The 25,439-nt window shown below is 70.9% G+C and carries 23 protein-coding genes and 1 pseudogene; 5 read left to right on the top strand and 19 right to left on the bottom strand.

Annotation, left to right across the window (positions count from 1 at the left end):
* Positions 1–67 precede the first annotated feature (67 nt).
* The 13 genes and pseudogenes from OG299_RS39885 to OG299_RS39825 all read right to left on the bottom strand — a co-directional run bounded on the left by OG299_RS39885 (position 68) and on the right by OG299_RS39825 (position 13,369).
* On the bottom strand, positions 68–742 hold the full coding sequence (locus OG299_RS39885) for an HAD-IC family P-type ATPase (protein ID WP_327364687.1): 675 nt from the start codon (positions 740–742) through the stop codon (positions 68–70).
* A gap of 243 nt (positions 743–985) precedes the next feature.
* A pseudogene (locus tag OG299_RS39880) lies at positions 986–1,476 on the bottom strand (P-type ATPase); the annotation flags it as partial.
* Between the two features lie 51 nt (positions 1,477–1,527).
* Complete coding sequence (locus OG299_RS39875) at positions 1,528–2,070, bottom strand: metal ABC transporter substrate-binding protein (RefSeq protein ID WP_442817565.1); 543 nt, start codon at positions 2,068–2,070, stop codon at positions 1,528–1,530.
* 130 nt (positions 2,071–2,200) lie between these two features.
* Positions 2,201–3,682, bottom strand: a complete 1,482-nt coding sequence (locus OG299_RS39870; RefSeq protein ID WP_327364349.1) for an ABC transporter ATP-binding protein — start codon at positions 3,680–3,682, stop codon at positions 2,201–2,203.
* Complete coding sequence (locus OG299_RS39865) at positions 3,679–4,488, bottom strand: ABC transporter permease (RefSeq protein WP_327364348.1); 810 nt, start codon at positions 4,486–4,488, stop codon at positions 3,679–3,681. Before OG299_RS39865 ends, OG299_RS39870 begins: the two co-directional genes overlap by 4 nt.
* Positions 4,485–5,441, bottom strand: coding sequence for an ABC transporter permease (locus OG299_RS39860; RefSeq protein ID WP_405706669.1), 957 nt, complete (start codon positions 5,439–5,441; stop codon positions 4,485–4,487). Before OG299_RS39860 ends, OG299_RS39865 begins: the two co-directional genes overlap by 4 nt.
* A complete protein-coding gene (locus OG299_RS39855) occupies positions 5,429–6,994 on the bottom strand; it encodes an ABC transporter substrate-binding protein (RefSeq protein WP_327364346.1) in 1,566 nt (521 codons plus the stop codon). The genes OG299_RS39860 and OG299_RS39855 overlap by 13 nt, the downstream gene beginning before the upstream one ends.
* On the bottom strand, positions 6,991–7,812 hold the full coding sequence (locus tag OG299_RS39850) for a class I SAM-dependent methyltransferase (RefSeq protein WP_327364345.1): 822 nt from the start codon (positions 7,810–7,812) through the stop codon (positions 6,991–6,993). Before OG299_RS39850 ends, OG299_RS39855 begins: the two co-directional genes overlap by 4 nt.
* Positions 7,809–9,065, bottom strand: coding sequence for an MFS transporter (locus OG299_RS39845; protein ID WP_327364344.1), 1,257 nt, complete (start codon positions 9,063–9,065; stop codon positions 7,809–7,811). Before OG299_RS39845 ends, OG299_RS39850 begins: the two co-directional genes overlap by 4 nt.
* A 14-nt stretch (positions 9,066–9,079) precedes the next feature.
* Positions 9,080–10,138, bottom strand: a complete 1,059-nt coding sequence (locus OG299_RS39840; RefSeq protein ID WP_327364343.1) for a dipeptide epimerase — start codon at positions 10,136–10,138, stop codon at positions 9,080–9,082.
* Positions 10,135–11,214 (bottom strand): PLP-dependent cysteine synthase family protein, encoded by a 1,080-nt coding sequence (locus OG299_RS39835; protein WP_327364686.1) that lies wholly within the window; start codon positions 11,212–11,214, stop codon positions 10,135–10,137. The genes OG299_RS39840 and OG299_RS39835 overlap by 4 nt, the downstream gene beginning before the upstream one ends.
* Positions 11,215–11,252: 38 nt before the next feature.
* Positions 11,253–12,086, bottom strand: coding sequence for a Rossmann-like domain-containing protein (locus tag OG299_RS39830; RefSeq protein WP_327364342.1), 834 nt, complete (start codon positions 12,084–12,086; stop codon positions 11,253–11,255).
* The gene (locus OG299_RS39825; RefSeq protein WP_327364341.1) at positions 12,083–13,369 is read right to left on the bottom strand and encodes an ATP-grasp domain-containing protein; all 1,287 of its coding nucleotides are present in this window, start codon (positions 13,367–13,369) and stop codon (positions 12,083–12,085) included. The genes OG299_RS39830 and OG299_RS39825 overlap by 4 nt, the downstream gene beginning before the upstream one ends.
* Before the next feature lie 183 nt (positions 13,370–13,552).
* Between OG299_RS39825 and OG299_RS39820 the strand changes: the two genes are divergently transcribed.
* Complete coding sequence (locus OG299_RS39820; protein WP_327364340.1) at positions 13,553–14,140, top strand: GNAT family N-acetyltransferase; 588 nt, start codon at positions 13,553–13,555, stop codon at positions 14,138–14,140.
* Here the strand turns inward: OG299_RS39820 and OG299_RS39815 are convergent, their stop codons facing one another.
* The gene (locus OG299_RS39815) at positions 14,141–14,953 is read right to left on the bottom strand and encodes a TrmB family transcriptional regulator (protein WP_327364339.1); all 813 of its coding nucleotides are present in this window, start codon (positions 14,951–14,953) and stop codon (positions 14,141–14,143) included.
* 236 nt (positions 14,954–15,189) lie between these two features.
* Between OG299_RS39815 and OG299_RS39810 the strand changes: the two genes are divergently transcribed.
* Complete coding sequence (locus OG299_RS39810; RefSeq protein WP_442817564.1) at positions 15,190–17,211, top strand: putative Ig domain-containing protein; 2,022 nt, start codon at positions 15,190–15,192, stop codon at positions 17,209–17,211.
* A 64-nt stretch (positions 17,212–17,275) separates the two neighbouring features.
* Here the strand turns inward: OG299_RS39810 and OG299_RS39805 are convergent, their stop codons facing one another.
* Together OG299_RS39805 and OG299_RS39800 are read right to left on the bottom strand one after the other, a co-directional pair.
* Positions 17,276–17,680: a hypothetical protein gene (locus tag OG299_RS39805; protein WP_327364337.1), complete on the bottom strand. Its 405-nt coding sequence runs from the start codon at positions 17,678–17,680 to the stop codon at positions 17,276–17,278.
* Positions 17,681–17,890: 210 nt separating this feature from the next.
* Positions 17,891–18,673 carry a hypothetical protein gene (locus OG299_RS39800; protein ID WP_327364336.1) on the bottom strand — a complete coding sequence of 261 codons (783 nt, stop codon included), beginning with the start codon at positions 18,671–18,673 and terminating at the stop codon, positions 17,891–17,893.
* Positions 18,674–18,836: 163 nt separating this feature from the next.
* On the opposite strand from OG299_RS39800, the gene OG299_RS39795 reads away from it, so the two are divergent.
* Positions 18,837–19,361, top strand: coding sequence for a P-loop nucleotide/nucleoside kinase family protein (locus tag OG299_RS39795; protein ID WP_327364335.1), 525 nt, complete (start codon positions 18,837–18,839; stop codon positions 19,359–19,361).
* Between the two features lie 697 nt (positions 19,362–20,058).
* Here OG299_RS39795 and OG299_RS39790 read toward each other — a convergent pair.
* From OG299_RS39790 to OG299_RS39780, 3 genes are all read right to left on the bottom strand, one after another.
* Positions 20,059–21,264 carry a COG4705 family protein gene (locus OG299_RS39790; protein WP_327364334.1) on the bottom strand — a complete coding sequence of 402 codons (1,206 nt, stop codon included), beginning with the start codon at positions 21,262–21,264 and terminating at the stop codon, positions 20,059–20,061.
* A gap of 228 nt (positions 21,265–21,492) precedes the next feature.
* Complete coding sequence (locus OG299_RS39785) at positions 21,493–22,293, bottom strand: COG4705 family protein (RefSeq protein ID WP_327364333.1); 801 nt, start codon at positions 22,291–22,293, stop codon at positions 21,493–21,495.
* A 59-nt stretch (positions 22,294–22,352) separates the two neighbouring features.
* Entirely contained in the window at positions 22,353–22,925 is a 573-nt protein-coding gene (locus tag OG299_RS39780) for a hypothetical protein (protein ID WP_327364332.1), read from the bottom strand.
* Between the two features lie 143 nt (positions 22,926–23,068).
* Between OG299_RS39780 and OG299_RS39775 the strand changes: the two genes are divergently transcribed.
* Together OG299_RS39775 and OG299_RS39770 are read left to right on the top strand one after the other, a co-directional pair.
* Positions 23,069–23,746, top strand: a complete 678-nt coding sequence (locus OG299_RS39775; RefSeq protein ID WP_327364331.1) for a response regulator transcription factor — start codon at positions 23,069–23,071, stop codon at positions 23,744–23,746.
* Positions 23,739–25,214 (top strand): sensor histidine kinase, encoded by a 1,476-nt coding sequence (locus tag OG299_RS39770; RefSeq protein ID WP_327364330.1) that lies wholly within the window; start codon positions 23,739–23,741, stop codon positions 25,212–25,214. Before OG299_RS39775 ends, OG299_RS39770 begins: the two co-directional genes overlap by 8 nt.
* Positions 25,215–25,439 lie beyond the last annotated feature (225 nt).

The following is a 25,439-nucleotide window of genomic DNA, read 5'->3' as shown; positions in this document are numbered from 1 at the left end:
GGCTCGCCCTGCGGGATCCCGGTGGGCTACGCGGAGCTCCTCCAACGGGGCCCGCCGCAGGACGTCGTCACCCACCCGGGGCAGGTGCGGAGTTTGGTTGAAGGTCGTTGCCGGCGAGTGCGATGTCGGCGGTCTCCAGTGCGACGTGGGAGGAGTGTTCCCCCATGGTGATGCCGACATCGGCCAGGGCGAGGGCGGGAGCGTCGTTGGTGCCGTCGCCGACCATGGCCACCGTGTGTCCCTCTGCCTGAAGGTCCCGGATCAGCTGGAGTTTGGCCTCCGGGAGGGCGTGGGCGTGGACTTCGGTGATCCCGAGGGTGTCGGCGACGACCTGGGCGGTCTCTTGTGCGTCGCCGGTGAGCAGGATCAGGCGGGCGTCCCCGAGGTCGCGCAGCTGCTGAACGACGGTTTCGGCGCCGGCACGTACTGCGTCGGATACGCCGAGCATGCCGATGAGGTCCTTGTCGTGGGCGAGGCAGATGACGGTCTCGCCGCCGGCGCGCAGCCGGTCCGTCCAGCCCCGGGCATCCTTGGTGAGGTCGACGCCGTGCTGGCGCAGGAGGGCGGGGCTGCCGACGAGGAGGCGGGTGCCGTCGAGTTCAGCCCGCATGCCCATGCCGAGGACGACCTTGCACGCCTGGTGGATCGGCACGTGGAGGTGCTGCTCCTCGGTACGGGCGACGATGGCCTGGGCGAGCGGGTGGCGTGCGTGCAGTTCTCCGGAGGCGGCCAGGCTCAGCACCTCGTCGGCGGTGACCTCTCGCTGAGGGTCACCACGCTCGTGACCAGGGGGCGGCCGAAGGTGAGGGTGCCGGTCTTGTCGAAGACGACCGCGGCGACCCGGCCGATGCCCTCCAGGTGGGTGCCGCCCTTGATGAGGGTGCCGCGGCGGGCGCCGTTGCCGATGGCCTCGCTGATGGCGGTCGGTGGCGAGTCCCGCCGCGCTGGGGCAGGCGATGAGCAGCATGGTCATCGCGCGGCGTGCGTCGCGGGTGACGACGTAGGTGACCGCGGCCAGGGCGAAGGAGACCGAGACGAAGCGCTGGGTGAAGTGGGTGGCCACGGTCTGGATCGGGGCCCGGTCCGACTGGGCCTCCTCGACCCGGCTGATGATCCTGCCGACCGTGGTGTCCCAGCCGACGAAGTCTGCGCGGATGGTGAGCGAGCCGGAGGTCACGATGGTGCCGGCGTAGACGTGGGCGCCTTCCCTGGCGTAGACGGCAGCATCTCACCGGTGACGGCTGCCTGGTCCACCAGGGCCTCGCCGGTGAGTACGTGTCCGTCGACCGGGATGCGGTGGTGTTCGTACACGGCAACGGTGTCGCCGGGCTCCACGGTCTCCAGGTCGACTTCCAGCTCCACGCCTTCGCGTACCAGCCAGACGCGCTCGTCGTCGAGGGGGTCCGGGGCGAGACCTCCTCGCCTTCCTCGACCGCCTCGCTGAATGCGGAGGGAGTGCGGTTCACCAGGCCGCATGCCTCGGTCAGGTACAGAGGTACCGGCTCGGTGACCGCCACCGGCGTGCCCTCATGGTCCGCCTTGATCCGGTCCGTCCGGGCCCGGAGGGATCCCAGCCTTGAATTCCTTGGCGTTCTCGCGGAACGTGCCCGCGTCGGCGGGTGCGGCCCGGGCCAGGGCGGCCGCGATCCGGTCCGCGAGTCGGCCCATCGTGGGAACGTCGTACCGGACGTGCTCGTTCAGCTCCCCGCCCGCGGGAGCAGCCTTGCCCGAGACGTCCACAGCGTTGATCACGTCAGCGGAGGTGTTGCCTGAGCTGCGGAGCATCCGGTCGATGAAATCGTCGTAGCCGCCGCTCTCGACGACGACCCTCGCCTTGGACAGCTCCAGCTGGGTTCGCGTGCTGGCCTCGTACGAGTGGGGGTCCTGCGCCGGGTCACTGATGACCGAGACTACGTCGATCCTGTCGGCACCGATCCGCTCGACGATGTCCCCGTACACGTTGGTGGAGGCAACCACGGGAATGGCGACCGGCGGAGCCAGTCGCCGTCCGTCAGCCGCGGGGCCGGCGTTCGCACCGGCCGAGGTGCACCAGGCAAGGGTCAGCGCCATCGTGACCCCGACGAGCACACCCGCACCACGGGCTGAGGAGACGCGCAGAGCGCCCTCCCTGCCGGAGGGAATCCGAAACGGTCATCACTTGCAGTATCTGCTCCGCGTGGTCCTGCCCTCCAGCTGACGATCAGGCGTCCTGCGTCAATGAGGCGGACAGGAGCCCCTTGGTGATGGGGTGCTGCGGCATCTCGATCAGCTGACGGGCGGGGCCGTCCTCGACGACGCGGCCTGCATCGAGAACCGCGATCCGGTCCGCGAGGACTGCGGCGGCGGCGAGGTCGTGGGTGATGAAGACCAGGCTGAGTTCGTTGCGTTCCCTGAGCCGGGCGAGGGCGTCGAGGATGGTGGTCCGGGTGGCCGTGTCGAGTCCGGAGGTGATCTCATCGCAGATGAGCACCTGTGGCTCTGCCAACAGGGCTCGGGCCAGGGCCGCTCGCTGGAGTTCGCCGCCGGAGAGCTCTCCGGGGCGGCGCCCGGCAAGGCTCTCACTGAGGCCGAACTCACCGAGAGTGCGCCGGGCCGTACGGTGCGCGTCCGCCGGGGTGGCGCCTCGTAGCCGTACCGCGCTGCGTGCCACCTGCTCGAGGACCGGCCGCTGCTCGTCGAAGGCCGCCTTGGCGTCCTGGAACACGTACTGCACGGCGGCCAGTTCGGCGCGACTACGGGAACGCAGGCTGCGCGGCAGCGGCATCCCGTCGAGCAGAACCGCGCCGTCGTACGCGCGATGCAGGCCGGCCAGGCAGCGCCCGAGGGTGGTCTTGCCACTGCCGGAGCGGCCGACCAGCGCCAGGCACTCCCCCGCCGCCACCGAGACCCCGACGTCGCTCAGCACGTCGACGGCTCCCCGTGTGGTGCGGTGCCGTGCGGACAGATCCCGCGACTCCAGGCGTACCGGCCCGCGCTGGCGGGGCGCTCGTGCAGAGCGAGGCTGCTCCGCTACGAGATCTCCGAGAACGGACGACGCGGGTCCGCGGTCCACGACGCGCCCGTCCCGCATCACCACGACCTCGTCGGCCAGCTCCCGTACGACGTCCAGGTCGTGGCTGAGCAGGACGACGGCGATGCCTTGTGCGGCGACGGCGGCCAGCTCCGCCACGATGCCCTGTTTGGTGAGGACGTCCTGCCCGGTGGTGGGTTCGTCGGCGACGATGACCCGCGCACCGAGCAGCAAGGCCTGCGCCAAGACGACCCGCTGCTGCTGACCGCCCGAGAGCTGGTGCGGGAAGCGGCGCAGTACGCCTGCGGGGTCCGGAATCTGGGCGAGGCGCAGGGCCTCTTCGGTGCGGTGCCTGCGTTCGCGCCTGTTGCCTCCCTGGCGTGTGGCGATGTCGGCGAGCAGTGCTCCCACCCGGCGGGCGGGGTTGAGGACGGCTGCCGGGTGCTGGGGTATATATCCGACCGGGCCGGCGGGTGTGTGGACCGCGCCGCCGACCATGGCGCCAGCCGGGTATTCGCCGAGGAGGGCGAGCCCCGTGGTGGTCTTGCCGCTGCCGGAGGGGCCGATGACGACGGTGATCCGGCCCGCGTGGGCGGCAAGGCTCACTCCGTCCACGATCGCCCGTCCGCCGATCTCCACGCGCAGGTCCCGTACTTGTGCGACGAGGGTCATCGCGGCGCTCCCTTCCGGGGGGTCTGCCGTTGGAGGGCGGCATCGAACAGGAGGTTGGTGCCCATCGACAGGGCCGCGATGAGGAGGGCGGGCACGACCACAGCCCAGGGCTGGAGGAAGAGGCCGGTGCGGTTGCGGTCGACCATCACGGCCCAGTCGGCTGCGTCCGGCTGTATGCCCACGCCGAGGAACGCGGCGGTCGCGACCAGGTAGAGCGCTCCGGTGAGCCGGATCCCGGCGTCGGCGGCCAGGGTGCGGCGCATGGAGCGGGCGACGTACCCGATGGCCGTGCGCCACCAGGATTCGCCCTGCATGCGCAGCGCTTCCACGGCGGGCCGGGAGGAGATCTCGACGGCCGCCGCGTGAATGACGCGGGCGGCGTCGGGTACGGCGGCCAGCCCGACCAGGACAGTCAGTCCGACAGGTCCCGGAGTGAGGGTGGCTGCGACGAGGAGCACCAGCAGGAGCGAGGGGACTGCGATGACCACGTCCAGGGGCCGCATCAGTGCCTCCTCCAGCCAGGTACGGCGGGTGAGGGCCGCGGTGAGTCCCAGGGGGATGGCGACGAGGTAGGCGAGGGCGGTGGCCGCGATCGCCACGAGCACGACGGAGCGGCCGCCGAGGAGCAGCTGTTGCCAGACATCGCGCCCGCTGAAGTCGGTGCCGAGCCACTGCCCGTCACCGGAGGCGAAGGAAACCGAGCGGGGCCCGGCCGGTCCCGCCAAGAAGGGCCCCACCAGAGCAAGGAGGACAGGCAGGCCGATCAGTCCGAGGGCGAGGAGGGACCTCGATGGTGCCCGCTTCATGCCGCCACCTCGGACCGGGGTGCGAAGCGGCGGGCGACCAGGTCGGCGGCGAGGTTGACCGCGACGGTGACGATGCCGAACACGACGGCCATGCCCTGGACGACGGGGACGTCACGGGCGGCGACGGCTTCGATGAGTACGGTGCCCAGGCCTGGGATCACGAAGAGGGCCTCCACGACGATCACTCCGCTGAGGAGCCAGTCACAGGTGCGGGCCAGTTGCTGGGTGGCCGGGGCAACTGCGTTGGGCAGGGCGTGGGTCCAGGTGATCCGGGCGCCGGACACGCCGTAGCGGCGGGCCTGGGCGACGTACGGCGATGCCAGCGCGTCGATCATCCCGGCGCGCACGAGGCGGCTGATGGTGCACACCGGCCGCGACAGCAGGACGACGACGGGCAGGATCAGGACGGCGGGCTCCGTGAACGGGTCGGCTCCGACGGCGGTGGGCGGCAGCCAGCCAAGCCACAGGCCGAAGAGGGTGGCGAGCAGGACGCCGACGGCGAATTCCGGTACAGCGTGCACGGCGAGGGTCAGGGCGCTCACGGTCCGGTCGAGCCTCCCGCCCTCGCGGCGGGCTGCCAGGACCCCGAGGCTCACGGCGAGCGGCACCAGCAGAGTGAGCGTGGCGGCGGCCAGCAGGAGAGTGGGGCCGAGGCCGGCGGTCAGGTAGCCGGTGACGGGCCGTCCACTGACCAGAGACGTGCCGAGGTCGCCGTGCATGAGGCCTGCGACCCAGTCGGCGAGGCGTTCGAACACGGGCCGGTCCAGGCCCATCGTCTCGCGGATGCGTGCGATGCGTGCGGGGTCGGGCTGGTCGCCGGCGAGGGCGACTGCCGCGTCACCGGGCAGCGCTTCGGTGAGGGCGAAGATGAACAGGACGACGGCCGCCGTCTGCCCCAGGCCGAGGAGCAGGCGACGGCCGATCCATGACAGGTGCGGTGTCACGCGAGCCAGATCCTGTCGAAGCGGGCCCAGTCGAGGGTGTTGGCGGGGGCCGTCTTGGACACCCCGTGCACCTTGGGTGCGGTGGCGATGATCCAGTCGGCGAAGCCCCAGATCAGGAAGCCGCCCTCGTCGTACAGGCGGCGCTGCATCCGCTCGTAGAGGGCGCTGCGCTGGGTGATGTCGCGCGTCGACTGGGCCTGCTGGTACAGGTCGTCGAAGTCTTGTCGCTGCCACTTGGTGGCGTTGGTGGTGGAACCGGTCAGCAGGCGCTGCGAGATGTGGGACTCGATGGGCATGGCGCCTGAGCGGTAGGAGGCGAGGGTGCCGTTGTTCAGGATGTCCTTCCAGTACGTGTCCTTGTTGCCGACCTTGATCTCGACGGTGACTCCGGCCTTCGCAGCCTGCTCCTTGAAGATGCCGGCGGCCTCGACGAAGCCGGTGGCGGCGGGGGCGGTGTCGAGGGTGACCTTGAGCCCCTCGGCGCCGGCCTCTTTGAGCAGGGCGCGGGCCTTGTCGAGGTCCTGGGTACGCTGCGGGAGACCGGCGGGGTAGTACTGGTATCCCTTGCCGAAGAGGTCGTTGCCGATCTCTCCGGCGCCGGAGAGGGCTCCGTCGACGAGTTCCTTGCGGTCGGCGATGAGGAAGAAGGCCTGGCGGACCCGGGGATCTTTGAAGGGCGGGCGGTCGGTCTTCATGACGAAGCCCTGCATCGCGCTGCCCGGGAGGCGGACGATGTCGATCTTGCCCTTGCCCTCGTGGGTGCGGGCGGTGGCCGGGTTCAGCTCGTGGGCGTACTCGACCTGACCGCCGAGCAGGGCGCTGACGCGTGCCGACTCCTCGCCGGCGACGACGAATTCGAGCTCGTCCAGGTGCGGGGCACCTTCCCAGTAGGCGTCGTTGCGCTTGACGACGAGGGAGCTGCCCGGCTTGAAGGACACGAAGCTGAACGGTCCGGAACCGACTGGATTGGCGAAGGCGGTGGCGTCCTTGGGGACGATGTACGCGCCGAACGCAGCGAGGACGTTGGGGAATTCGGCGTACGGCCGCTTGAGCTTGAACTCGACGGTGGAGGCATCCACCGCCCGGCTCGCGTCGAGGTCGATCGGCTCCAACGAAGCCTTGGCGCGGAAGGTGCCCTTGGGGTCGGCGATGCGGCGGTAGCTGTAGAGGACGTCTTCGGCGGTGACGGGCTTGCCGTCGTGGAAGGCGGCCTTGCGCAGGGTGATCTTCCAGGTGTCGAGGGCGTCGTTGGGCTCCCAGCTCTCGGCGAGCCGGGGGACGGCGGCGAGGTCGGCGCCGAAGTCGGCGAGCTTGTCGAAGAGGGCCTTGGCGCGGGCGGCATCGACGAACAGGTTGGCGGCGTGCGGGTCGAGGGTCTCGTTGGCGCCACCACCGGCGAAAGCGGCGCGCAGCCGGCCGCCCTGCTTGGGGGCTCCCTCTGCGGCGTTCTCGGCGTCCTGGGTGGTGGCGCCGGTGCCGCAGGCGGCGGTGAAGGCGAGGGCGGTGGCGCCCGTGGCGAGGAGGAAGCCTCTGCGGGCGAGGCTGGAGCGGGCGTCGTTCATGCGGGGATGTCTCCGTTGCTGGAGTGGGGCTTGAGCCGGGCGATGAGGTGGAGGCGGTCGGAACTCGTGGTCCCGTGCGGGGCCTCGCCCTCGCTCCACGGCGGTTCGGTGCGGGGGCCGGGTCCGTCGTGCAGCGCGAGGACCTCGAACCCGGCGGTGGTGAGGAAGTACCGGAGCTCCTGCGGGAAGAGCAGGCGCCAGGCGGAGCGCTGCTCCTCCTGCGGGCAGCCGTCGTCGGCCGTCCAGATTCTCCGGCGGCGCAGGAGTTGCGCGCCGTGATCGATCCACAGGGTGGTGTGGGAGGTGTAGGTGGCGCCGCGCCAGGCGAAGGAGGCGGTGCGCGGGCCGTCGAGGAGTTCGGTGTTGCCGAGGAAGAAGGCGCCGTTGCGCATTTCGGCGACCAGCAGCCCGCCGGGCGTGAGGTGGTGGCGGCAGCGGGCGAGGAAGGCGGCGAGGTCCTCGTTGGTGTGGCAGTAGAGCAGGGCGCTGTCCAGGCAGACGATCGCGTCGAAGGTCGCTCCGAGATCGAAGTCGCGCATGTCGGCCAGGTGGTACGCGGGGCCGGGGTGGTGGGTGCCCGCGTGGGCCAGCATCGCCTGCGAGCTGTCGATGCCGGTGACCCTGCGGCCGGCGTGGTGGTGCAGCCAGGCGGCGTCGCGGCCGGTGCCGCACCCGACGTCGAGGACGCGCGGGCCTGCGTCGTGGCGGGCCAGGACGTCCTCGGCCCAGCGGGCGGCGAGCCGTTCGGGGTCCGGGAAGCGCTCTTCGTAGAGCTCGGGGTGGTCGGTGAGCAGGTTGCCGCTGGTGGTGGCTGTCATCGGGTCTCGCTTCGGGGACGTGCGGGGGCACGAGGGGGCAGGGCGTCCGGGGCCCGGTCGCAGGGCAGGGCCCGTCTTCGCTGGAGGTGTCCCACGGCCGCTGCCGAGACCAGGCCGAGGGCGAGGCAGCAGCCGTAGGGCAGCCAGGTCAGTCCGGTGTGGCCGGCGGTGTCCATGGACCAGCCGATCGCCGCGCTGCCGGCCGCGGCCGCGACTCCGGAGACCGCGTAGAAGAGGCCGTAGAACGTGCCGGTGAGGTTCGCGCGGCCGAAGGCCGGTATCAGCTCCATCACGAAGGGCTGGGCGACCATCACACCGAGGTGCAGCATCAGGGCCCCGGCGAGCACCGGCAGAAGGCGCAGCGGGTGTGGGGCGGAGGTGCCGGCGACGAGCATCGGGGGCAGGAATGCGAGGCCCATGGCTCCCAGGCCGGTGGCGATCCAGCGCCCCCTGCTCCCGCGGGCTTTCAGGGCGCGGGTGATGCGCAGCTGGAAGAGCAGGTTGACGACGGTCCCGGCGAGGAACAGCAGGCCGACCGAGCCGCCCCAGCCGGAGGCGTCGGTGGCCGCACGGGGCAGCAGCAGGTACAGCTGGTTCTGCAGTCCGTACATGCCGATCATGGCGAGGGAGAAGGCGAGGAAGCGGCGGTTGCCGGCAACCTCGCGCCAGTCGCCGAGCAGCCTGGTATCGGGGGTCGGGACCTTGCGGGCGGGCAGGACCAGCAGCTGCGCGAGGGTGAGCACGGCGAACACCACGGCCGCGGTGACGGCCGCGGCCCGGAAGGCCACGAGCAGCAGCAGGGTGCCGAGCAGTGGGCCGAGCAGGGCCCCGGTGGTGGCGAAGACGTTGAACAGCGCGAACGCCTCGGCCTTGCGTTCGCCGGCCTCCTGGGCGACGTAGGTGCGCACGGCGGGGTTGAACAGGGCCCCCGCGAGCCCGCTGAGTATGGAAGCGGCGAGCAGCAGCGGCAGGCTGTCGCCGAGGGCGAACAGACCGAATCCCACCGTGCGCAGCCCGCAGCCCGCGATGATCACCCCTCGGGCGCCGAGCCGGTCGGCGGCCGAGCCGCCGATCAGGAACAGGCCCTGCTGACTGAGGTTGCGCAGGCCGAGGACGATGCCGACGACGGCAGCCGAGAGTCCGAGGTCGTCGGTGAGGTGTGTGGCGAGGTACGGGATGAGCAGGTAGAAGCCGGTGTTGACGCCGAGCTGGTTGACCAGGAGCAGTCGTACGGGGAGCGGGAAGCCTCGCATGGATCTGAGGATCTTCACCGTAGGACCGCCATGTGGGTGCGCCGGACGCCGAGTCCGGCCCGGTCGGCGGCCCGTACCGTGCCGTCCGTGCCGCCGATGCCGGTCCAGGGGTCGTCGGCGAGCAGCAGGTGCCCGTCGAGATCCACCCAGCGGGCCCGGTCGGCCAGGTGCACGGCCGGGGCGATGCCGAGCGAACTGGCGGTCAGGCAGCCGAGCATCAGGTCGGTGCCGCTGCCGCGCAGGGCTTCGTGTATGCGCAGGGCAGCCCGTACCCCGCCGCACTTGGCGAGTTTGACGTTGACGCCGTGGACCAGGCCGGCGAGCGCGACGGCGTCCTCATAGGAGACGGCGTCCTCGTCCGCGATCACGGGGATCGGTGACTCCTTCGCCACTCGGGCGAGCGACTCGGGGCTGCCCGGGGCGATGGGCTGTTCCACGGCGGTGACGCCGAGGTCGGCGAAGCGCGGGAGCAGGTCGAGGGCCTGGCGTTCGGTCCAGGCTCCGTTGGGGTCGAGCAGCAGGCTCGCCTCGGGAGCTCCGTCGTGTACGGCGGCCACGCGGGCGAGATCCTCGGCCGGATCGGGGGATCCCGCTTTGACCTTGAGGGCGGTGAAGCCGCTCATGTCGAGCCGGGCGGCCTGCGTGGCGGCTTCTGCGGGCGCGGTGATGCCGATCGTACGGGTGGTCGGCGCCGTCGGCGCGGTGTGCGTGCCCAGCAGCTGGTGGGCGGGCCGGCCGGCCCGTTTGCCGACCAGGTCGAGCAGCGCTGCCTCCAGCCCGGCGAGCACACCGGCCGGCAGCTTTGGCAAGCCGGGCAGCGAGTCGGCCATGTGTTCGCCCCACGCGGTCTCGGGGTCGGGAAGGTGTTCGACGGCGGCGCGCGCCGTGGTGAGGTGCCGAAGGATGCGAGCGGTGGGCAGCCCGAGGAAGTCGCTGCTGACGACTTCTCCCCAGCCGGTCAGGCCGCCGTGCTCGATCGCGACCCAGACGGCGTCGCGGCGGGCCATCACCGAGCGGGAAATGCGCAGCGGCTCGGCCAGTTCCAGTTCGGTGGTGTGCCAGGTGAGTCTCATGCGGCACCTCCCCGCGTCGGTGCAGGCAGGTGCGGCCGGGTGGCCGCAAGCGGGTCGACGACGGTGCGGCAGCGGGTCCAGCCGACGGCCTCGGTCGCGTACGGGTGGGCGATCTCCAGCGGGCGCAGGGCGAGTTCAGCCCGGTCGAGGCCGTGCGCGTGGCAGAAGTCGTCGTCGTAGACGGTGCCGAGGTAGCGGTGCGGCCCGTCGGGGAAGACTGTCGCAACGACCGCGCCGGCCTCGACGCGGGCCGCCCAGGCGGAGACGAGTGCGACGGCTCCGGTGCTCCAGCCGCCGCTGACGAAGCTGGCACGGGCGAGCCTGCGGCAGGCGTCGACCGCTTCGGCGGGGCCCACCCAGTGGACCTCGTCGAAGGCATGGTGGGCGACGTTGCGCGGGTGGATGCTGCTGCCGAGTCCGCGCATGAGGCGGGGGCGGGCGGGCTGGCCGAAGATGGCGGAGCCGATGGAGTCGACGCCGATCACCTTCAGGCCTGGCCAGCGCCGGCGCAGCGGGCCGATGAGCCCGGCGCTGTGGCCGCCGGTGCCGACGCTGCATACCAGGATATCCAGGTGGTCGAGCTGCCCGCAGAGTTCGGCGGCCATGGAGAGGTAGCCGGCGGCGTTGTCGGGGTTGTTGTACTGGTCGGGCCAGTAGGCGTCCGGGAAACGGGCCAGGACCTCGCGCAGCCGGTCGATCCGGGCAGCCTGCCAGCCGCCCTCCGGGGCGGGCCGGTCCACGAGCTCCAGCTGTGCGCCGTACGTGCGTAGCAACTGCCGCATGGAGGGTTCGAGTTCGCGGTCGCCGACGAGGACGACCGGGTGGCCTAGGGCCTGTCCGGCGAAGGCGAGCCCAATCCCCAGGGTTCCGGAGGTGGATTCGACCACGGTGGCACCCGGGCGGAGTTCGCCGCGCTGTCGGGCACCGCGCAGCATCGACACGGCGGAACGCGCCTTCATCCCGCCGGCGCCGAGGCATTCGAGTTTGGCCCAGAAGCCGGGGTGGGCGTAGGGCAGTTCGGTGCGGATCCGGGCGAGCGGGGTGCGGCCGACCAGGGTCAGCAGCTCCGGGTTCATGCTGTGGGCCGGCGGGCGGTACAGCAGGGGTGCCGTGGTCACCGGGTGCCTCCGTAGCGATGGATGACTCCCGGGCCGCCGTCGAGCCAGAAGAAGGGGTACGGCTCTGCGGACACGGCACTGACCCCGGCGCCCAGGAACCGCGGAAGGACCGCGCTGCCGGTCTGCGCGAACATGACCAGGGGCTGTCCGGCGGTGGCGGCATGGTCGAGCAACGGCTGGAAGGTGCCGTTCCCGAGAGTCATGCCGGAGGCGAGAACGGCGTCGCAGCGCTCCAGCTCCGCCAGGGCATCGGTCCGTACCGGCTCGCCCCACTCGGTGGTGCCGCCCTTGAGGTCGCAGGGCACGTACCCCAGGCCGCGCGCACGCAGCTGCTCCAGCAGGGAGTTGACCACGCCGATCACGAGGACCCGGCGGATCCCGGTCGCGGGCAGCAGATCCACCACGGCGCGAGCGCGGGCTAGGGACCGGCGCAGGGAGCTGCCGGCCGGTAGGGCGTAAGGGCGGGCGCCATGGTCGGGGGTATGGGGGCGGACATGGCTCAGGTACGCGTCGAGCGCGGCCACCCGCACGGGAAGCAGGGGGTGGTCGAGGAGCTCGGCCACCGAGGCTCCGACACAGTCGTCGAGTGCCGCCGCGGGCAGGGCGCCCGGCTCCACCGCGCAGGATCCGACGGCCGCGTCGAGGCGCAGGCTGAGCACCTCGTTGCGGTAGCCGCTGCTGCGGCCGGCGTGGCGGACCGCCTGGGCAGTGGTGAAGGCGAGCGCGATGCGTTCCTGGGTGGGGTCGGGACCGTACGTCCCGGTGCGGACCGCTTCGACGAGCTGGTCGATGGTGCGTACGGCGGGCTCGTGCAGGGTGGGTGTGGTCATGCGGGCACCACCGAAGGCAGCTCAGCCGAACACTCTTCATACGTGGGGTGCAGGTGCGCGAGGAGCCGCTCGGCGGTTTCCCTTGCCCCACTGCCCTGGGTGTCGGCCGTCATGATGTGGCCGAGGTATTCGTTGTTGCTGGTCGCGGCCCGTACTGCACGGCCCGGCTCGGCAAGGGTGAGCTCCAGGACCCCGGGCTGCGCCCTGACCTCGTCGGCGCCTTTGATGCCGGTGAGGGTGCCGGTGGTGTCGGGAAGCAGGAAGGAGATCGCCGCGCTATGCACGCCGGTCGCGCGCGGCGTCAGGTCGGGCATACGGCCGAGGGCGACATCCACGCAGGCGGCGGCCATGTCGATGCCCGTCACGTGCCGGACGAGTTCGGTGATCCGGTTGCCGGCGGGCCGGACATTGACCTCCACCACCTTGGGGCCCTCGGGCGTCAGTTTGATCTCGGTGTGGCACACGACGTGGTCCAGGCCGAGGGCCTTGATCGCGGCCACCGCCGTGTCGACCGCTTTCCGCTCCACCTCCGGCGCGATGTCCGCCGGGAACATGTGACCGGTCTCGATGAAGGCGGGCGCCCCGCCGATGCTCTTGTCCGTGACACCGGCCACACCGATGACACCACCGAAAGAAACGGTCTCGATGCTGACCTCGGGGCCGGTGAGGAACTCCTCCAAGAGGACGACGGGCATCCGCTCCTGGCCCCTCGCGTTGACCGGGAACTCCTCCAGCGCCCGGCAGGCCACCTCCAGTTCCCGCTCATCGCGGACCTCTCGTACGAGCATTCCGGCGCACAGGTCCACGGGCTTGACCACCAGCGGATAGCCGATCTCCCGGGCGGCGGCCGCTGCCTGCACCGCGTCCGCGCAGAGCGCGAAGCGGGGTCCCGGCACCCCTGCCTCGGCCAGCACCCGGCGGGTCAGGTCCTTGCGGCAGGCGGCCTCGACGGCTTCGACAGTCGGGCCGGGCAGGGCCAACCGATCGGCGATCCGGGCCACGGCCGGCAGGTAGTAGTCGCAGGAGGAGGCGACCCCATCGAAGGCGAGCACCGCGTGCAGGCGTTCCAGATGCGGCAGCAGCTCATCCATGTCGTTGGTGTCCGCGGTGATGATGTTGCGCGCCGCCAGCAGCGGGTGCGGGCCGTCGGAACCGGCGCCGCGCAGGTAGTGGTGCAGGTCCCGGGTGACGAAGGTGAACTCGTGCCCGCCTTCACCGATCGCTCTGGGCAGCAGCCTGCTCATCGACCCCACCCAGCTCTCGACAACCAGCAGATGCGCCAAGGGGCTTCCTCTCAAAATGCCGTCACGGCAGTGCGGCATGCCTGCGAAGCGGACCGCCTGACTGGAGGCGTCCGCACCGAACCAAGGAGGAAGCTATCCGAAATCGTTTTCATTTCCAATAGAGCGGATTTCCGGTAGCCTGCCGCTCACGAGACCGGAGCGCCGGAAGGGAGTCACCGAGCCATGAGCGACCTGACACAGGGCCAGGAGATCGGGCCGTACGTGGTGCGGCACGCCAGACAGGAGGACGCGCCTGGCGCGCGGAGCGTCATGCTCGACACGTTCTACCGGGAGTTCGACTACGGGTACGTACCCCAATGGCACGACGACGTCGTCGACATCGACAGCGCTTACCTCACGCACCCGCGCCACACCCTCGTCGTGGCGGTCCTGGGCGCAGAGGTGGTCGGCACCACCGCGCTCAACTCCCGGGGCCCCGCACACCCCCCACACCCCCGCTGGCTCACCGAGCGCTACCCCTCGGGACGCACGGCGCAGCTCCTGCGGGTGTACGTACGCCCGCACCACCGCCGTCACGGCCTGGCCCGCGCCATGGTCAGGACAGCCTGCGAATTCGCGGCGGGCGTCCCCGACTACGACGCCATCTACCTGCACACGAACGTCGACATCCCCGGCGCGGAAGCCTTCTGGCGCAGCATGGCCGACGAAGTCTGCGACGCCCGCACGACCGGCGAGCACGGCGGCTACGGGACGGTCCACTTCGAAATCCCGATCCCTGTGGCGGCCACCGCCGGCCACCGCGGCCGCTAGTTAGTCGGCGAAGCGCTTCTCCTCGGCCTGCTCCCAGACCGTCAGGAATGCCATCCGCAGGCACGCCGCGAGCGCCGGGTGTTCGATGTACAGGGCGGTGGTGGTCCGCGCGGCCGCCATCGGGTCGGGCATGTCGCACAGGACCAGCGAGGCGTCGGCGATGATCAGCTTCAGCGGGAGGTGCGGGGTGAAGCGGGACTCCTCGCCCGCTTCACCGAAGCGGTGGACGTTCTCCAGAACCCCCGCGTCACCGAGGGCCTCGTGCGTGTACACGGCGCGGGCCGTGCCCCCGGCCCGGCGCAGCCTGCGGACGGCCTCGATCCCCTCGTCGTTGGCCGCGGGGGCCACGAAGGGGGGCTTGCAGAAGCTGAGCAGCTCGCGCGCGGCCTGTTCCTGGATGCCCGCGAAGCGTTCGGCGATCTGCTTGGGATCCCGGATCACCTCGATGTAGTCGAGCGGGTCGGTGTGGGTCCGTCCGGCTGACCAGACCGGCGCCAGCACGGCGGCGAGCGCGGACGAAGCCCGGTCCAGCCGGTCCAGCGACTCCCTCTGAAGGGCCATCAGCCGGGTGAGGGCCAGCTCGGGCGCCACGGCCGAGAAGGCCGCGACCCGTCCGGGGCGCAGGAGGGCGAGGTTCTTGCGCACCAGCGCGTCGAGTACGTCGTACACCCGCTGGCGGGGCACGTCCGCGGCCCGCGCGGCCTCCGCAGCGGTGTACGACTCCCGCCGCACCAGAGTGAGGTAGACCCGCGCCTCGTAGCGCGAAAGTCCCAGCGCGACAAGGTCGTTGACGGCACCATCGTCCAACTCCATGGCACGACACGGTATACGCGGAAATCATCGGCCGAAAGCAATCCTTTGCCCTCGATGGGTATTCCCTTGGGCCTGCTTCTCACTACGTTCATCCCTGGCCACCACTGACCGTGGTGACAGTCAGCACCAATGAACCCGTGCCACTCGCAGTCCGCGGCGTTCCCCTCTCTTTGACATGTCATGGACCTGTCAGTTCGTAGTGGGCCACATCCCACGCCGCGGGGATCCGACCCCCCATGGAGGGCAGTTCATTGCAATCGAAACCCGCCAGCCGCGCCAGAAGCCTGACGCGCCGCGCCGCCACCGCCGCACTCTCGGCCGCCGCCCTGATATCCGGCGGCTTACTCGCGCTCGCCTCCCCGACCGCCGCCGCGACGGCGCCGGCCACTCCCGCCACCGCCGCCGTGCACATCCACCGGCTCTGCTCGGAGCCCTCGAAGGCCGGCTTCATGGCCTGCCACGCGCTGGCCCGCACCGACCTCGAGCAGCAGCTCAGCCTCGCCCCGAACATCCTGCCGTCCGGCTACGGCCCCACGGACCTGCAGAGCGCCTACGCCCTTCCGGCCTCGGCCGGCGCCGGGGCGACGGTCGCCATCATCGACGCCTACGACGACCCGAACGCCGAGTCCGACCTGGCGACCTACCGCTCCCAGTACGGCCTCCCGGCCTGCACCACGGCCAACGGATGCTTCAAGAAGGTCGACCAGAACGGCGGCACCAACTACCCGACCGCAGACTCCGGTTGGGCGGGCGAGATCTCCCTCGACGTGGACATGGTCAGCGCCGTCTGCCCGCAGTGCCACATCCTGCTGGTCGAGGCGAACCAGCCGTCCATGGCCGACCTGGGCGCGGCCGTGAACCGCGCGGTGACCATGGGGGCGAAGTACGTCTCCAACAGCTACGGCGGCGGCGAGGACTCCACCGACCCGAGCTCCGACGCCTCGTACTTCAACCACCCGGGCGTCGCGATCACCGTCAGCTCCGGTGACAGCGGTTACGGAGTCGAGTACCCGGCGGCCTCCCAGTACGTCACCTCCGTGGGCGGCACCTCGCTGACCCGCTCGGGCGGCACCTCGCGCGGCTGGTCCGAATCCGTCTGGGGCACCAGCTCAGGCGGCAACGGTGCGGGCTCCGGCTGCTCTTCGTACACCACCAAGCCGTCCTGGCAGAGCGACAGCGGCTGCGCCAAGCGCACCGTCTCCGACGTCTCGGCGGTCGCCGACCCGGCCACCGGCCTCGCCGTCTACGACAGCTACCAGGCGAGCGGCTGGAACGTTTACGGCGGCACCAGTGCCTCCGCGCCGATCATCGCCTCCGTCTACGCCCTCGCCGGAACCCCGGCCGCGGGCAGCTACCCGTCCTCGTACCCGTACGCCCACACCTCCTCGCTCAACGACGTGACCAGCGGCGCCAACGGCTCCTGCGGCAGCAGCTACCTCTGCACCGCCAAGTCCGGCTACGACGGCCCGACCGGCCTCGGCACCCCCAACGGCGTCGCGGCCTTCACCGGCGGCTCCACCGGCGGGAACACCGTGACGGTGACCAACCCCGGCAGCCGGAGCACCACCGTCAACACGGCTGCCTCCCTGCAGATCCAGGCCACCGACTCGGCGAGCGGCCAGACCCTCGCCTACAGCGCCACCGGACTCCCGCCGGGCCTGTCCATCAACGCCTCGACCGGCCTGATCAGCGGCACGCCGACCACCGCGGGCAGCTACAACGTGACGGTCACGGCCAAGGACACCACCAACGCGGCCGGCAGCACCTCCTTCACCTGGACCGTCACCCCGACCGGCAGCAGCTGCGGCGCCACCCAGCTCCTCGGCAACGCGGGCTTCGAAACCGGCAGCGCCAACCCCTGGACCGCCACCACCGGCGTGGTCGACAACGGCAGCGGCGAGGCCGCCCACTCCGGCTCCTGGAAGGCCTGGCTCAACGGCTACGGCTCCACGCACACCGACTCGCTCTCCCAGTCGGTGACGATCCCCAACGGCTGCCACGCCACCCTCAGCTACTACCTGCACATCGACACCGCGGAGACGACCACCACCACCGCCTACGACAAACTGACCGTGCAGGCCAACTCCACCACCCTGGCCAGCTACTCCAACCTCAACAAGAACAGCGGGTACGTCCAGAAGACCTTCGACCTGACCTCCTTCGCGGGGCAGACGGTGACGCTCAAGTTCACCGGCACCGAGGACCCCAGCCTGCAGACCTCGTTCGTCATCGACGACACCGCGGTCAGCACCGGCTGATCGCCGAATGAAGGACGGGCCCGGACCGCAGGCATCGGTCCGGGCCCGTCCGGCCATGAGGCGTTCAACGGACCACCACGGTGACCCGCCAGGCCACCATCGCCAGGCAGCTCAACGAGCCAGACGGAGCCGGCTCCGAACAGCTCCGAACCGCGGACGTCAGGACGGCCGTACCTGCCGACGCACCCCGGAAGACATGGTCCGAGACCTCGGCCAGCGCCGGTCCGGTCACGGTCACCCGGACCGCGGGGGTACCCGACAGCGACACCCGGAGCGTACCGCCCCGGTCCAGACACACCCGGCGGCCGGTGTCCGCCTCCGCCACGGTCACATCGCTGCCGTATACACAGTCATCGTCGGCGGACACCACGACACCACCCGCCGGTCCCGGCCCAGGTGCTGTTGCGCCCGAGCCGCAACCGGCCGCGAACAGCAGCACCGCGAGCACCGTCTCTGTTCGTATACGCATCCCATGACCTCCCACAACGGAGCAGCGGTAAGCTCTTGGACGCGGTCCGTTCCATCCAGGTTCCCTTGACCTGGACAACCGAGGGTCTGGGCAGGGCGCCCTTCGCCGCGACGAGGTGCGCTGGGCCGGCACCCTGGGGGAAGCACAGCGGCTCTCCCCCTATGCGACAGTCCATCAGGGCAACGTCAAATGAGCGTCTGCTCTGTTTGTTCACGCCCGCCAGGAGAAGCCATGCTCTTCCGGGCCACGTATATTGCAGCCTTTCAGGTACGCCTTCAGCTCCTCCGCCTCGGGATCGCGGGGTGCCGGCATCCCGGGCAGCTCCCTCAGCGGATCCAGGGATCCCACGTAGGCGCGGGCCCACTCCAGCCACTGCCGGGTGGAGGCTGCTTCCTTGGCTGTCGAACCGTCTGACGCGGTGAGCCGGCGCTCCAGGGCATCGCAGTACTGGCTCAGCGCCCTCGCCGGATGCCAGTCCTTCGCCTGCTCACGCAGGACAGTGGCGAGCTGGGCCTGGATCGCCTGCTCCCGCGCCGAGTCCATAGCCGCCTGCCACCTGACCTTCCGGTCCTCCTCAGCCCGCTTCTCGTCGATTCGGCGTTGGGCGTCCTCCCGCGAGCGGACTTCCACCTCGCGCAGGACCGCACCGAGGACGTCCTCCAGCCTCCAGCGTTTCCGGTCGGCCCACTTGCCCTGGCGTCCCGATCGGCTGTACGGGAGCTCGATCATCAGGCTCTGCGCCCGCTCCGGGTCCTCGGACAGCGGAAATTCCTGCTCGATGGTCACCGCGTACATGAAGTCGCCGACGGCCAGGTCCAGCTCGCCCTCACGCCGGGAGGGACGAGAGGGGACGTACGTGCCGCCGTACCCGTAGGCCCGGCTGCGGTAGTCCTCATCCATCGGGTGCTCGAGTACCGCGTAGCCCCGCTTCACCGCTTCCGCGCACAGGCCCTGAAGCAGGCGCAGAGCCCTGCTCCGAAGAGTTGCGGGCACGGCGAGCCTGCACGGGTCTTCCTTGAGAGCAGCGACCACTGGGTGAAGGGAGCGCAGTTGGGCGGGCACAGGAATAGGCGGCGCGCTCTCCGCCTGTGGCTCAGACCGTGATCGGGCGGAAAAGCGGTGGTCGTCTGATCGGCTTGCCTGCCACGATCTGGGTGTGACCACGTTGTTCCTGATGGTCGGCCTGCCAGGGGCCGGAAAGACCACGAGGGCTCGGCAGCTCGCTGCGGAGCACGGCGCGCTGCGCCTGACGCCCGACGACTGGATGATTCCCCTGTTCGGCGAGGCGGAGGCGGACGGGAAGCGCGACGTGCTGGAGGGGCGCATGCTCTGGCTCGCCTTGGAGGCGGTCAAACTTGGCACCAACGTCGTCGTGGACTACGGCTGCTGGTCACGGGACGAACGGTCTGCGATCCGCTGGCTGGTGGAGGCCGAGGAGGCGTGTTTCCGCATGGTCTACCTGCCGGTGGAGGATGAGACCCAACGCGCCCGTATCGCCCATCGCTGGGCGACCACCCCCGAGGAGACGTTGCCTATGTCCGAGGCCGACATCCTTCACGGGCGCGCGCATTTTGAGGAGCCCGACGCGGCGGAGTTGGAGGGCCGCAGGGTCGCCGGCCCGCCGCCCGGCTGGGTCGACTGGCGGGAGTGGGCCGCTCATCGGTGGCCGTCGTTCGCGTGACGGCTGCGGCCCACGACAACTCAGCCGTGCCGAGCGTGCCTGCACTAGCCCGAAATGATCCGCCGGACAGCCCCTAAGGGCTTCGCCGGGGAAGTCACCTACGGTGCTCCGCCCGGCCTGGCTGGGCGGGCCGACTCCGTAGGTTGTACGACGTCTGCCATCAGGTTGAGCAGGGGGGACTTTACCGAGCCCGAAGGGCCCGTAATCGCTATCCGGTCGCCGGCGTGGACCTCGCATGTCGCACTGTTCACGGCGGCCAGGGCCGTCGGCTCGTTGCCGTGGGTGCGAGCGGCGTCCTGGCAGCGCAGCAGCAGGGTGCCGGCAGTGGTCACGACAGGGCCCCTCTCCAGCCCGGAAGGTCGACTTGGCAAGCGGCCCCGATGACTCCGTGAGTGTCGAAGGGATGAGTGGCTCGGCCCTCTGTTGCGGGCGCGGGCGCGGGAACGGGCGTACATCGCATGATCATGGCGCCTTTCGGGAGACGAAGCGGAACCACGGGTCTCTTCCGACGCTAAGCAGTGACGGGTTAACGCCCGGCCCGTTCACGGTGAGACGACGGTAAAGCCCCAGCTCATGCATCCGGAACGCCACGGGAACCCGGCCTCATACGTGCATGCCGTCCCGGCATGCACCGCTCGCTGGACGACTGCCCCGACGCATGGGAATGCGCCGGGGCGATCCGTCATCAGTCAGCAGTTCAGCCGAGCGATGTGAGGAGCGTGTTGAGTGCGCCGACCTCGGTGGCCTTGTCGGGGTGCGGGGCCCGTACTGCCTTGAGCACCTGGTCGATCTCGCCGTCGAGGAAGCTCCACGCCTTCTCGCTCTTGGGCTCAAGGGTGGACTGGTCGTCGTCCCACGCGGTCTCCAGGTCGGTCACGCGGCTGGTCGCGGCCCGCTGATCACCCTGGTTGACCTTCGCCAGGGTGTCGGCGGTAATGGTGCGGAACTTCGCGATCTCGGCCGGAGGGAACGGCGACGTCGCCTCCTGAGGGCTGATGTGGCTGGTCACCGGTGCGGGAGTGTCCTCTTCGCCGCTCGCGGCGGCGTGCGGCTGGTGGTTCGCCCAGACGAGGAGCGCTGCGCCTGCGACCGCTACGACGGCGTAGTAGGCGAGCATGCCCCGCTCGCGTGCCGGGTTCAGTGCCCGTGGGTTACCAGTCGGCTCCTGGGCCTCGATGACATCGCTGCGGCTGCGCGTGAGGTACACGACCGTGGCGAGGATGGCGACCAGGAAGATGACGCTCGTCAGCGCGGTGCCGAGGCCCAGACCGCCGTCGCCGCTGGGTGACCCGAGCCAGTCGCCGAGGTTGGCGCCGAGCGGGCGGGTGAGGATGTAGGCCAGCCAGAAGGAGAGCACGGCGTTGGCGCCGAGGCGCCACCCGACAATGATCGCGACAATCAGTCCGAGCGGCAGGAGCACGGAGACGCCCGCGGTCCAGCCGGTCAGCTCCAGGGTCCAGTCGCCGGTGGCGGTGCCGAGCGCGAAGGTGACCAGGACCGCGAGCCAGTAGAAGAGCTCACGGGGCCGGGTGGTGATGCTGTGGACCGAAAGGGTCCGCTCTCTCACGTACCAGATGCCGAAAACCACGGCGAGCGCGCCGGCGAACACGCTGCTGCTCAGGGCGAGAGGCACTCCCTGGCTGTCGGTGAGGATGTCGGTGTAGAGGGTTCCGGTCACACTCACCACCACGACGGTGAGCCAGTACACGAACGGGATGTAGCGTTCGGCGCTGAGCTGCCAGGCCAGGACGGCCGCCAGAACGCCGGTGAAGATCAAAGCGGTGCTGATCAGGCCGACACCGAGGTTCATGTTGATCCAGTCGGCGAAGCTCTCGCCGACCGTGGTGCACAGGATCTTGATGATCCAGAACCAGATGGTGACCTCGGGAACCTTGTTCAGCATCTGCCGGGCAGGCGTCCGAACGCCCTCGCCGACTCGCAGGTGATCTCCTGAAGGGGCGCCTGCCCCTGGAACCGTGGGGCTCTCAGACGTTTCGTAGGTCATGCGGCCCGACTGTGCCACCGGGAACCTGAACGCATCCTGACCATCTCAACGGGTATGACGGCAGCGATGCACCTGTCGCCGTACTCGATGGTGCACTCAGTCGGTACGGCGACAGGGGGCCGGACGTCAGGCCGACGACCGTGGCGCGCGGCGGTCGGCGGCGCTCAGCCACAGGACCACGGCGACGATGATCACGGCGAGGACCAGGCTGACCGGCCCGGTGCCCAGCCCGAGGCCACCGCGCTCGGCGCCGACGCCGGCCCAGTCCGCGAAGGAGGCGCCGAGTGGCCGGGTGAGCACGTACGCCCACCAGAAGCCGAGCACGGGCGGGAGGGCGAACAGCCGGTGGGCGAGCGCCGGCAGGGCGATCAGGGCGGCGAACAGCAGCCCGGAGGGCAGGTATCCCCAGCCCAGGGTCGCCGCGGTGAGGTCGCCGACGGCCGTGCCGAGCGCGAAGGTGGCCATGACCACGGTCCAGTAGAAGACCTCGCGGCGTCCGCCGACCACCGTCTCCACCGCGAGGGTGCCCTCGGTCCGCCGCCAGACCAGGAAGACCAGGGCCAGGGCCGCGGCGAACGCCGCCGCGGACACGGTGTAGGGCACGCCGAGGGCGACGTGCGCGACGTCGGCGGCCATGGTCCCGAAGACGCTGACCATGACCACGGCGGACCAGTACACGGCCGGGACGTAGCGGCGTGCGCGGGCCTGTGCGACCAGGGTGGCGCTCAGCAGCAGACCGGCCGCGGCGACCGCCGGGACGGGTCCGAGGAAGCGGGCGAGGTAATCGGAGGTGGTCTCGCCCATGCCGGTGGTGAGGATCTTGACGATCCAGAACACCGCGGTCACCTCGGGGACCTTACTCGCTGCGGAGCGAACGGCCTGGGCCTGGGCGCGGCGGTGCGCCCGGGGGGTTGTCGTGGCGCCCAAGTCGGCGGCACTCCTTTCTGGGCGGCGCGGCCGGGGCCGCGCCGCTCGGTCGGTCCGGTTCAGCCGCCCAGGACGGTGTTGCCTGTCAGCGTGCCGCTGGTGCCGTCGACGGTCACCGCGTGGCGTACTCCGTCGGGCCCGACGACGACGATCCGCCAGGCGCGGCCGCCGCCCTGCTCGGTGACCGGTGCCAGCGACTCGACCTTGCCGTCGTTGACCGCCGCGGTGGCCTTGTTCACGGCGTCCGCCGCGGAGAGCGAGGGCAGCGGGGCCGGGGCCGCGCCGGTCGAGAGGTCACGGGAGTCGTCGGCGTGGATGCCGCGCTCGCCTTCGGTGCGCCGGCCGTCGTGCCCGTCGCGGCCCTCGGAGTCTTCGCGCGACTCGTCGTGGCGCTCGTGCTCTCCGGCGGACGCCACCTTGTGCTCGCCGCGCCCCTCTTCCTCGTGGTGGTGAATGGCCGCCGCGGCCGCGCCGCCGCCGATCACCACCACGGCCGCGGCGCCGACCGCGGCCCATCGCGCTCTGCGGCCACGGGGCCGACGCCCGCCGGCCGGCTTCTTCGGCGTCGTGCCGGGGCCACCCTGACCCGCCTGCTCCTGCGGCTCGTCGCCTGCGCCCAAGGATTCACTCACTGTGACCACCCCTACCTCTTGGCAAGGCCCGGGGCCGTGCGCCCGGACATCCGGGCACAGCATGGTTCGGGCACGCTGAAGGAACGCTGAAGACCTGAAGGCCCCTTCAGGTTGGCGGCTCCGCGGCGTGCCACTCTGGGGGCATGCGTGTACTGGTGGTGGAGGATGAGCGCCGGATGGCCCTGGCGCTTCAGCACGGGCTGACCGCCGAGGGGTTCAGCGTGGACGTCGCCCACGACGGCCTGGCCGGCTTCGCCAAGGCCACCGATCGCACCTACGACGTGGTGGTGCTCGACATCATGCTGCCCGGCCTGAACGGCTACCGTGTGTGCTCGCGTCTACGGGCCTGCGGCAGCAATGTCGGCATCCTCATGCTCACCGCCAAGGACGGCGAGTGGGACGAGGCCGAGGCGCTGGACACTGGTGCCGACGACTACCTGTCCAAGCCCTTCTCCTTCGTGGTGCTCGTCGCCCGCCTGCGGGCACTGGCCCGCCGCATCGGCAGCCGGGCCCCGCAGCGCACCGTGCTGGGCGACCTCGTCGTCGACTCCGCCGCCCGCACCTGCAGCCGCGACGGCGTACCCATCCCCCTCACCCCGCGCGAGTTCGCCGTTCTGGACCACCTCGCCCGACGGGCCGGTGAGGCCGTCTCCAAGCGCGAGATCCTGGACGAGGTCTGGGACAGCAACACGGACAGCGACCCCAACACCGTCGAGGTTCACGTGAGCGCCCTGCGACGCAAGATCGACGCCCCGTTCGGGCGGGCCGCGGTGCAGACCGTCCGCGGCGCCGGATATCGGCTGGCGGCCGACGGTGGCTGAGCCGCAGCCGATCGCGCCCGGGCCCGGTTTCGTGAGGATCGTCGACGGCGCACAGCGCCGGGCCGGTGCCCTGCTGCGCCCGCTGGCTCGTCATCCCCGGGCGGCCGGCCTGATCCGGCGGCTGGCGCCGCGCTCGGTCCGTACCCGTACCACTCTCGCCGCGTGTGTGAGCGTCGCCGTCGTCATGCTCGCCGCGTCGGCCGTCGTCCAGATGCTGTTGCGCGTCAACCTGGAACGCACCGTAGAAACCGGGGCCCGCGAGGAGACCCAGGCCGTCTCGCACCTCGCCGCCAGCGGCCGCCTCACCGCACAGCTGCCGCTCGGCCCCGGAACCGACTTCATCCAGGTCGTCGACGCCCACGGAAAGGTGGTCGCGCAGAGCCAGAACCTCACCGGCCGCCCCGCCCTCGCCCCCACCGGCACCCACGAGGGCCACCGGACGTACAACCTCGACGCCCTCGGCGAGGAGCACGACCAGCGCGTCACCACCGCCACCGCCGCCACCCCCACCGGGCCGGTGAGCATTCACGTCGGCGCCTCGCTGCGCACCGCCGACACGGCAGAGGACATCACGACCGCGGCTCTCGCGGGCCTGAGCACCCTGCTGCTCCTCACCGTCGGCGCCTTGACCTGGCGTACGACCGGCCGGGCGCTGCGGCCGGTCGAAGCCATCCGCGCCGAGGTCGCCGCGATCAGCGACCGCGATCTGGACCGCCGGGTCCCCGCCCCGCGCGGCGACGACGAGATCGCCCGCCTCGCCGAAACCATGAACGCCATGCTGGAACGGCTGGAGGCCGCGGGGATCCGGCAGCGCCGGTTCATCGCCGATGCCTCTCACGAACTGCGCAGCCCCCTCGCGGTACTCCGGACCCAGCTGGAAATCGCGCACACCCACCCCGACCCGAAGGTGCGCGACACCCTGCTGGAGGGCGCCCTCCAGGACACCGAACGCCTCCAAGCGCTCTCCGCCGACCTGCTCCTCCTCGCCCGCCTCGACGCCACCGGGCAGAGCCGTCCCGGCGAACCCGTCGACCTCACCGAACTCGTCCGTGCCACCGTGGCAGGACGTTCGACGGACCCCCATGCGATCGCCCTGCACACTTCCGGCGACATCATCGTCTCCGGCAATGCACTGTGGCTCGGCCGCCTGCTGACCAACCTCCTGGACAATGCCCAGCGCCACGCCCGACACTCCGTCACCGTGCAGCTGACGATAGACCCGGTGACCGGCAACGCAGTCCTGGACGTCACGAACGACGGCCCCCCGATCGCCGCCGCCGACCGTGAGAAGATCTTCGAACGGTTCACACGTCTCGACGACGCCCGCAGCCGTGACGACGGCGGCACCGGTCTCGGCCTGTCCATCGCCCTGGACATCGCTGCTCTCCATGGCGGCACGATCACCGTCCAGGACACATCGGACGGCACCACCTTTCGCACCCGTCTCATCGCCTACCTCCGGGGATAGCGCGGGGGCGGGGGCGCCGTCGGCAGATCATTACCTCTGCACGGTCAGCCTCCGACCGCCACCAGAGCGGCACGGCCTGGTGGCCGTACGGAACGGGATGCCTGGGTGCGTATCGAGCGGCGGGGATTCGAGCCGATCGGCCCGCAGGGCTGGAACGGAACCGTGGCCGCAGCCGTGCTGCAAGGGTCGCGATGATCGAGTGGTACCAGGACGTGACGTGGCGCG

It is taken from the genome of Streptomyces sp. NBC_01296 (assembly GCF_035984415.1).
GTDB lineage: Bacteria > Actinomycetota > Actinomycetes > Streptomycetales > Streptomycetaceae > Streptomyces.
Note: the sequence above shows the minus strand (reverse complement) of the source record. Positions and strands in the feature narration are given on the sequence as shown.

Coding starts and splice junctions, on each gene's coding strand:
- OG299_RS39865 (WP_327364348.1), bottom strand. CDS start 4,488: ATGAAGCGGGCACCATCGAGGTCCCTCCTCGCCCTCGGACTGATCGGC.
- OG299_RS39775 (WP_327364331.1), top strand. CDS start 23,069: ATGCGTGTACTGGTGGTGGAGGATGAGCGCCGGATGGCCCTGGCGCTT.
- OG299_RS39805 (WP_327364337.1), bottom strand. CDS start 17,680: ATGCGTATACGAACAGAGACGGTGCTCGCGGTGCTGCTGTTCGCGGCC.
- OG299_RS39820 (WP_327364340.1), top strand. CDS start 13,553: ATGAGCGACCTGACACAGGGCCAGGAGATCGGGCCGTACGTGGTGCGG.
- OG299_RS39815 (WP_327364339.1), bottom strand. CDS start 14,953: ATGGAGTTGGACGATGGTGCCGTCAACGACCTTGTCGCGCTGGGACTT.
- OG299_RS39790 (WP_327364334.1), bottom strand. CDS start 21,264: ATGCTGAACAAGGTTCCCGAGGTCACCATCTGGTTCTGGATCATCAAG.
- OG299_RS39830 (WP_327364342.1), bottom strand. CDS start 12,086: ATGACCACACCCACCCTGCACGAGCCCGCCGTACGCACCATCGACCAG.
- OG299_RS39875 (WP_442817565.1), bottom strand. CDS start 2,070: ATGGCGCTGACCCTTGCCTGGTGCACCTCGGCCGGTGCGAACGCCGGC.
- OG299_RS39835 (WP_327364686.1), bottom strand. CDS start 11,214: ATGAACCCGGAGCTGCTGACCCTGGTCGGCCGCACCCCGCTCGCCCGG.
- OG299_RS39870 (WP_327364349.1), bottom strand. CDS start 3,682: ATGACCCTCGTCGCACAAGTACGGGACCTGCGCGTGGAGATCGGCGGA.
- OG299_RS39845 (WP_327364344.1), bottom strand. CDS start 9,065: ATGCGAGGCTTCCCGCTCCCCGTACGACTGCTCCTGGTCAACCAGCTC.
- OG299_RS39850 (WP_327364345.1), bottom strand. CDS start 7,812: ATGACAGCCACCACCAGCGGCAACCTGCTCACCGACCACCCCGAGCTC.
- OG299_RS39810 (WP_442817564.1), top strand. CDS start 15,190: ATGGAGGGCAGTTCATTGCAATCGAAACCCGCCAGCCGCGCCAGAAGC.
- OG299_RS39840 (WP_327364343.1), bottom strand. CDS start 10,138: ATGAGACTCACCTGGCACACCACCGAACTGGAACTGGCCGAGCCGCTG.
- OG299_RS39855 (WP_327364346.1), bottom strand. CDS start 6,994: ATGAACGACGCCCGCTCCAGCCTCGCCCGCAGAGGCTTCCTCCTCGCC.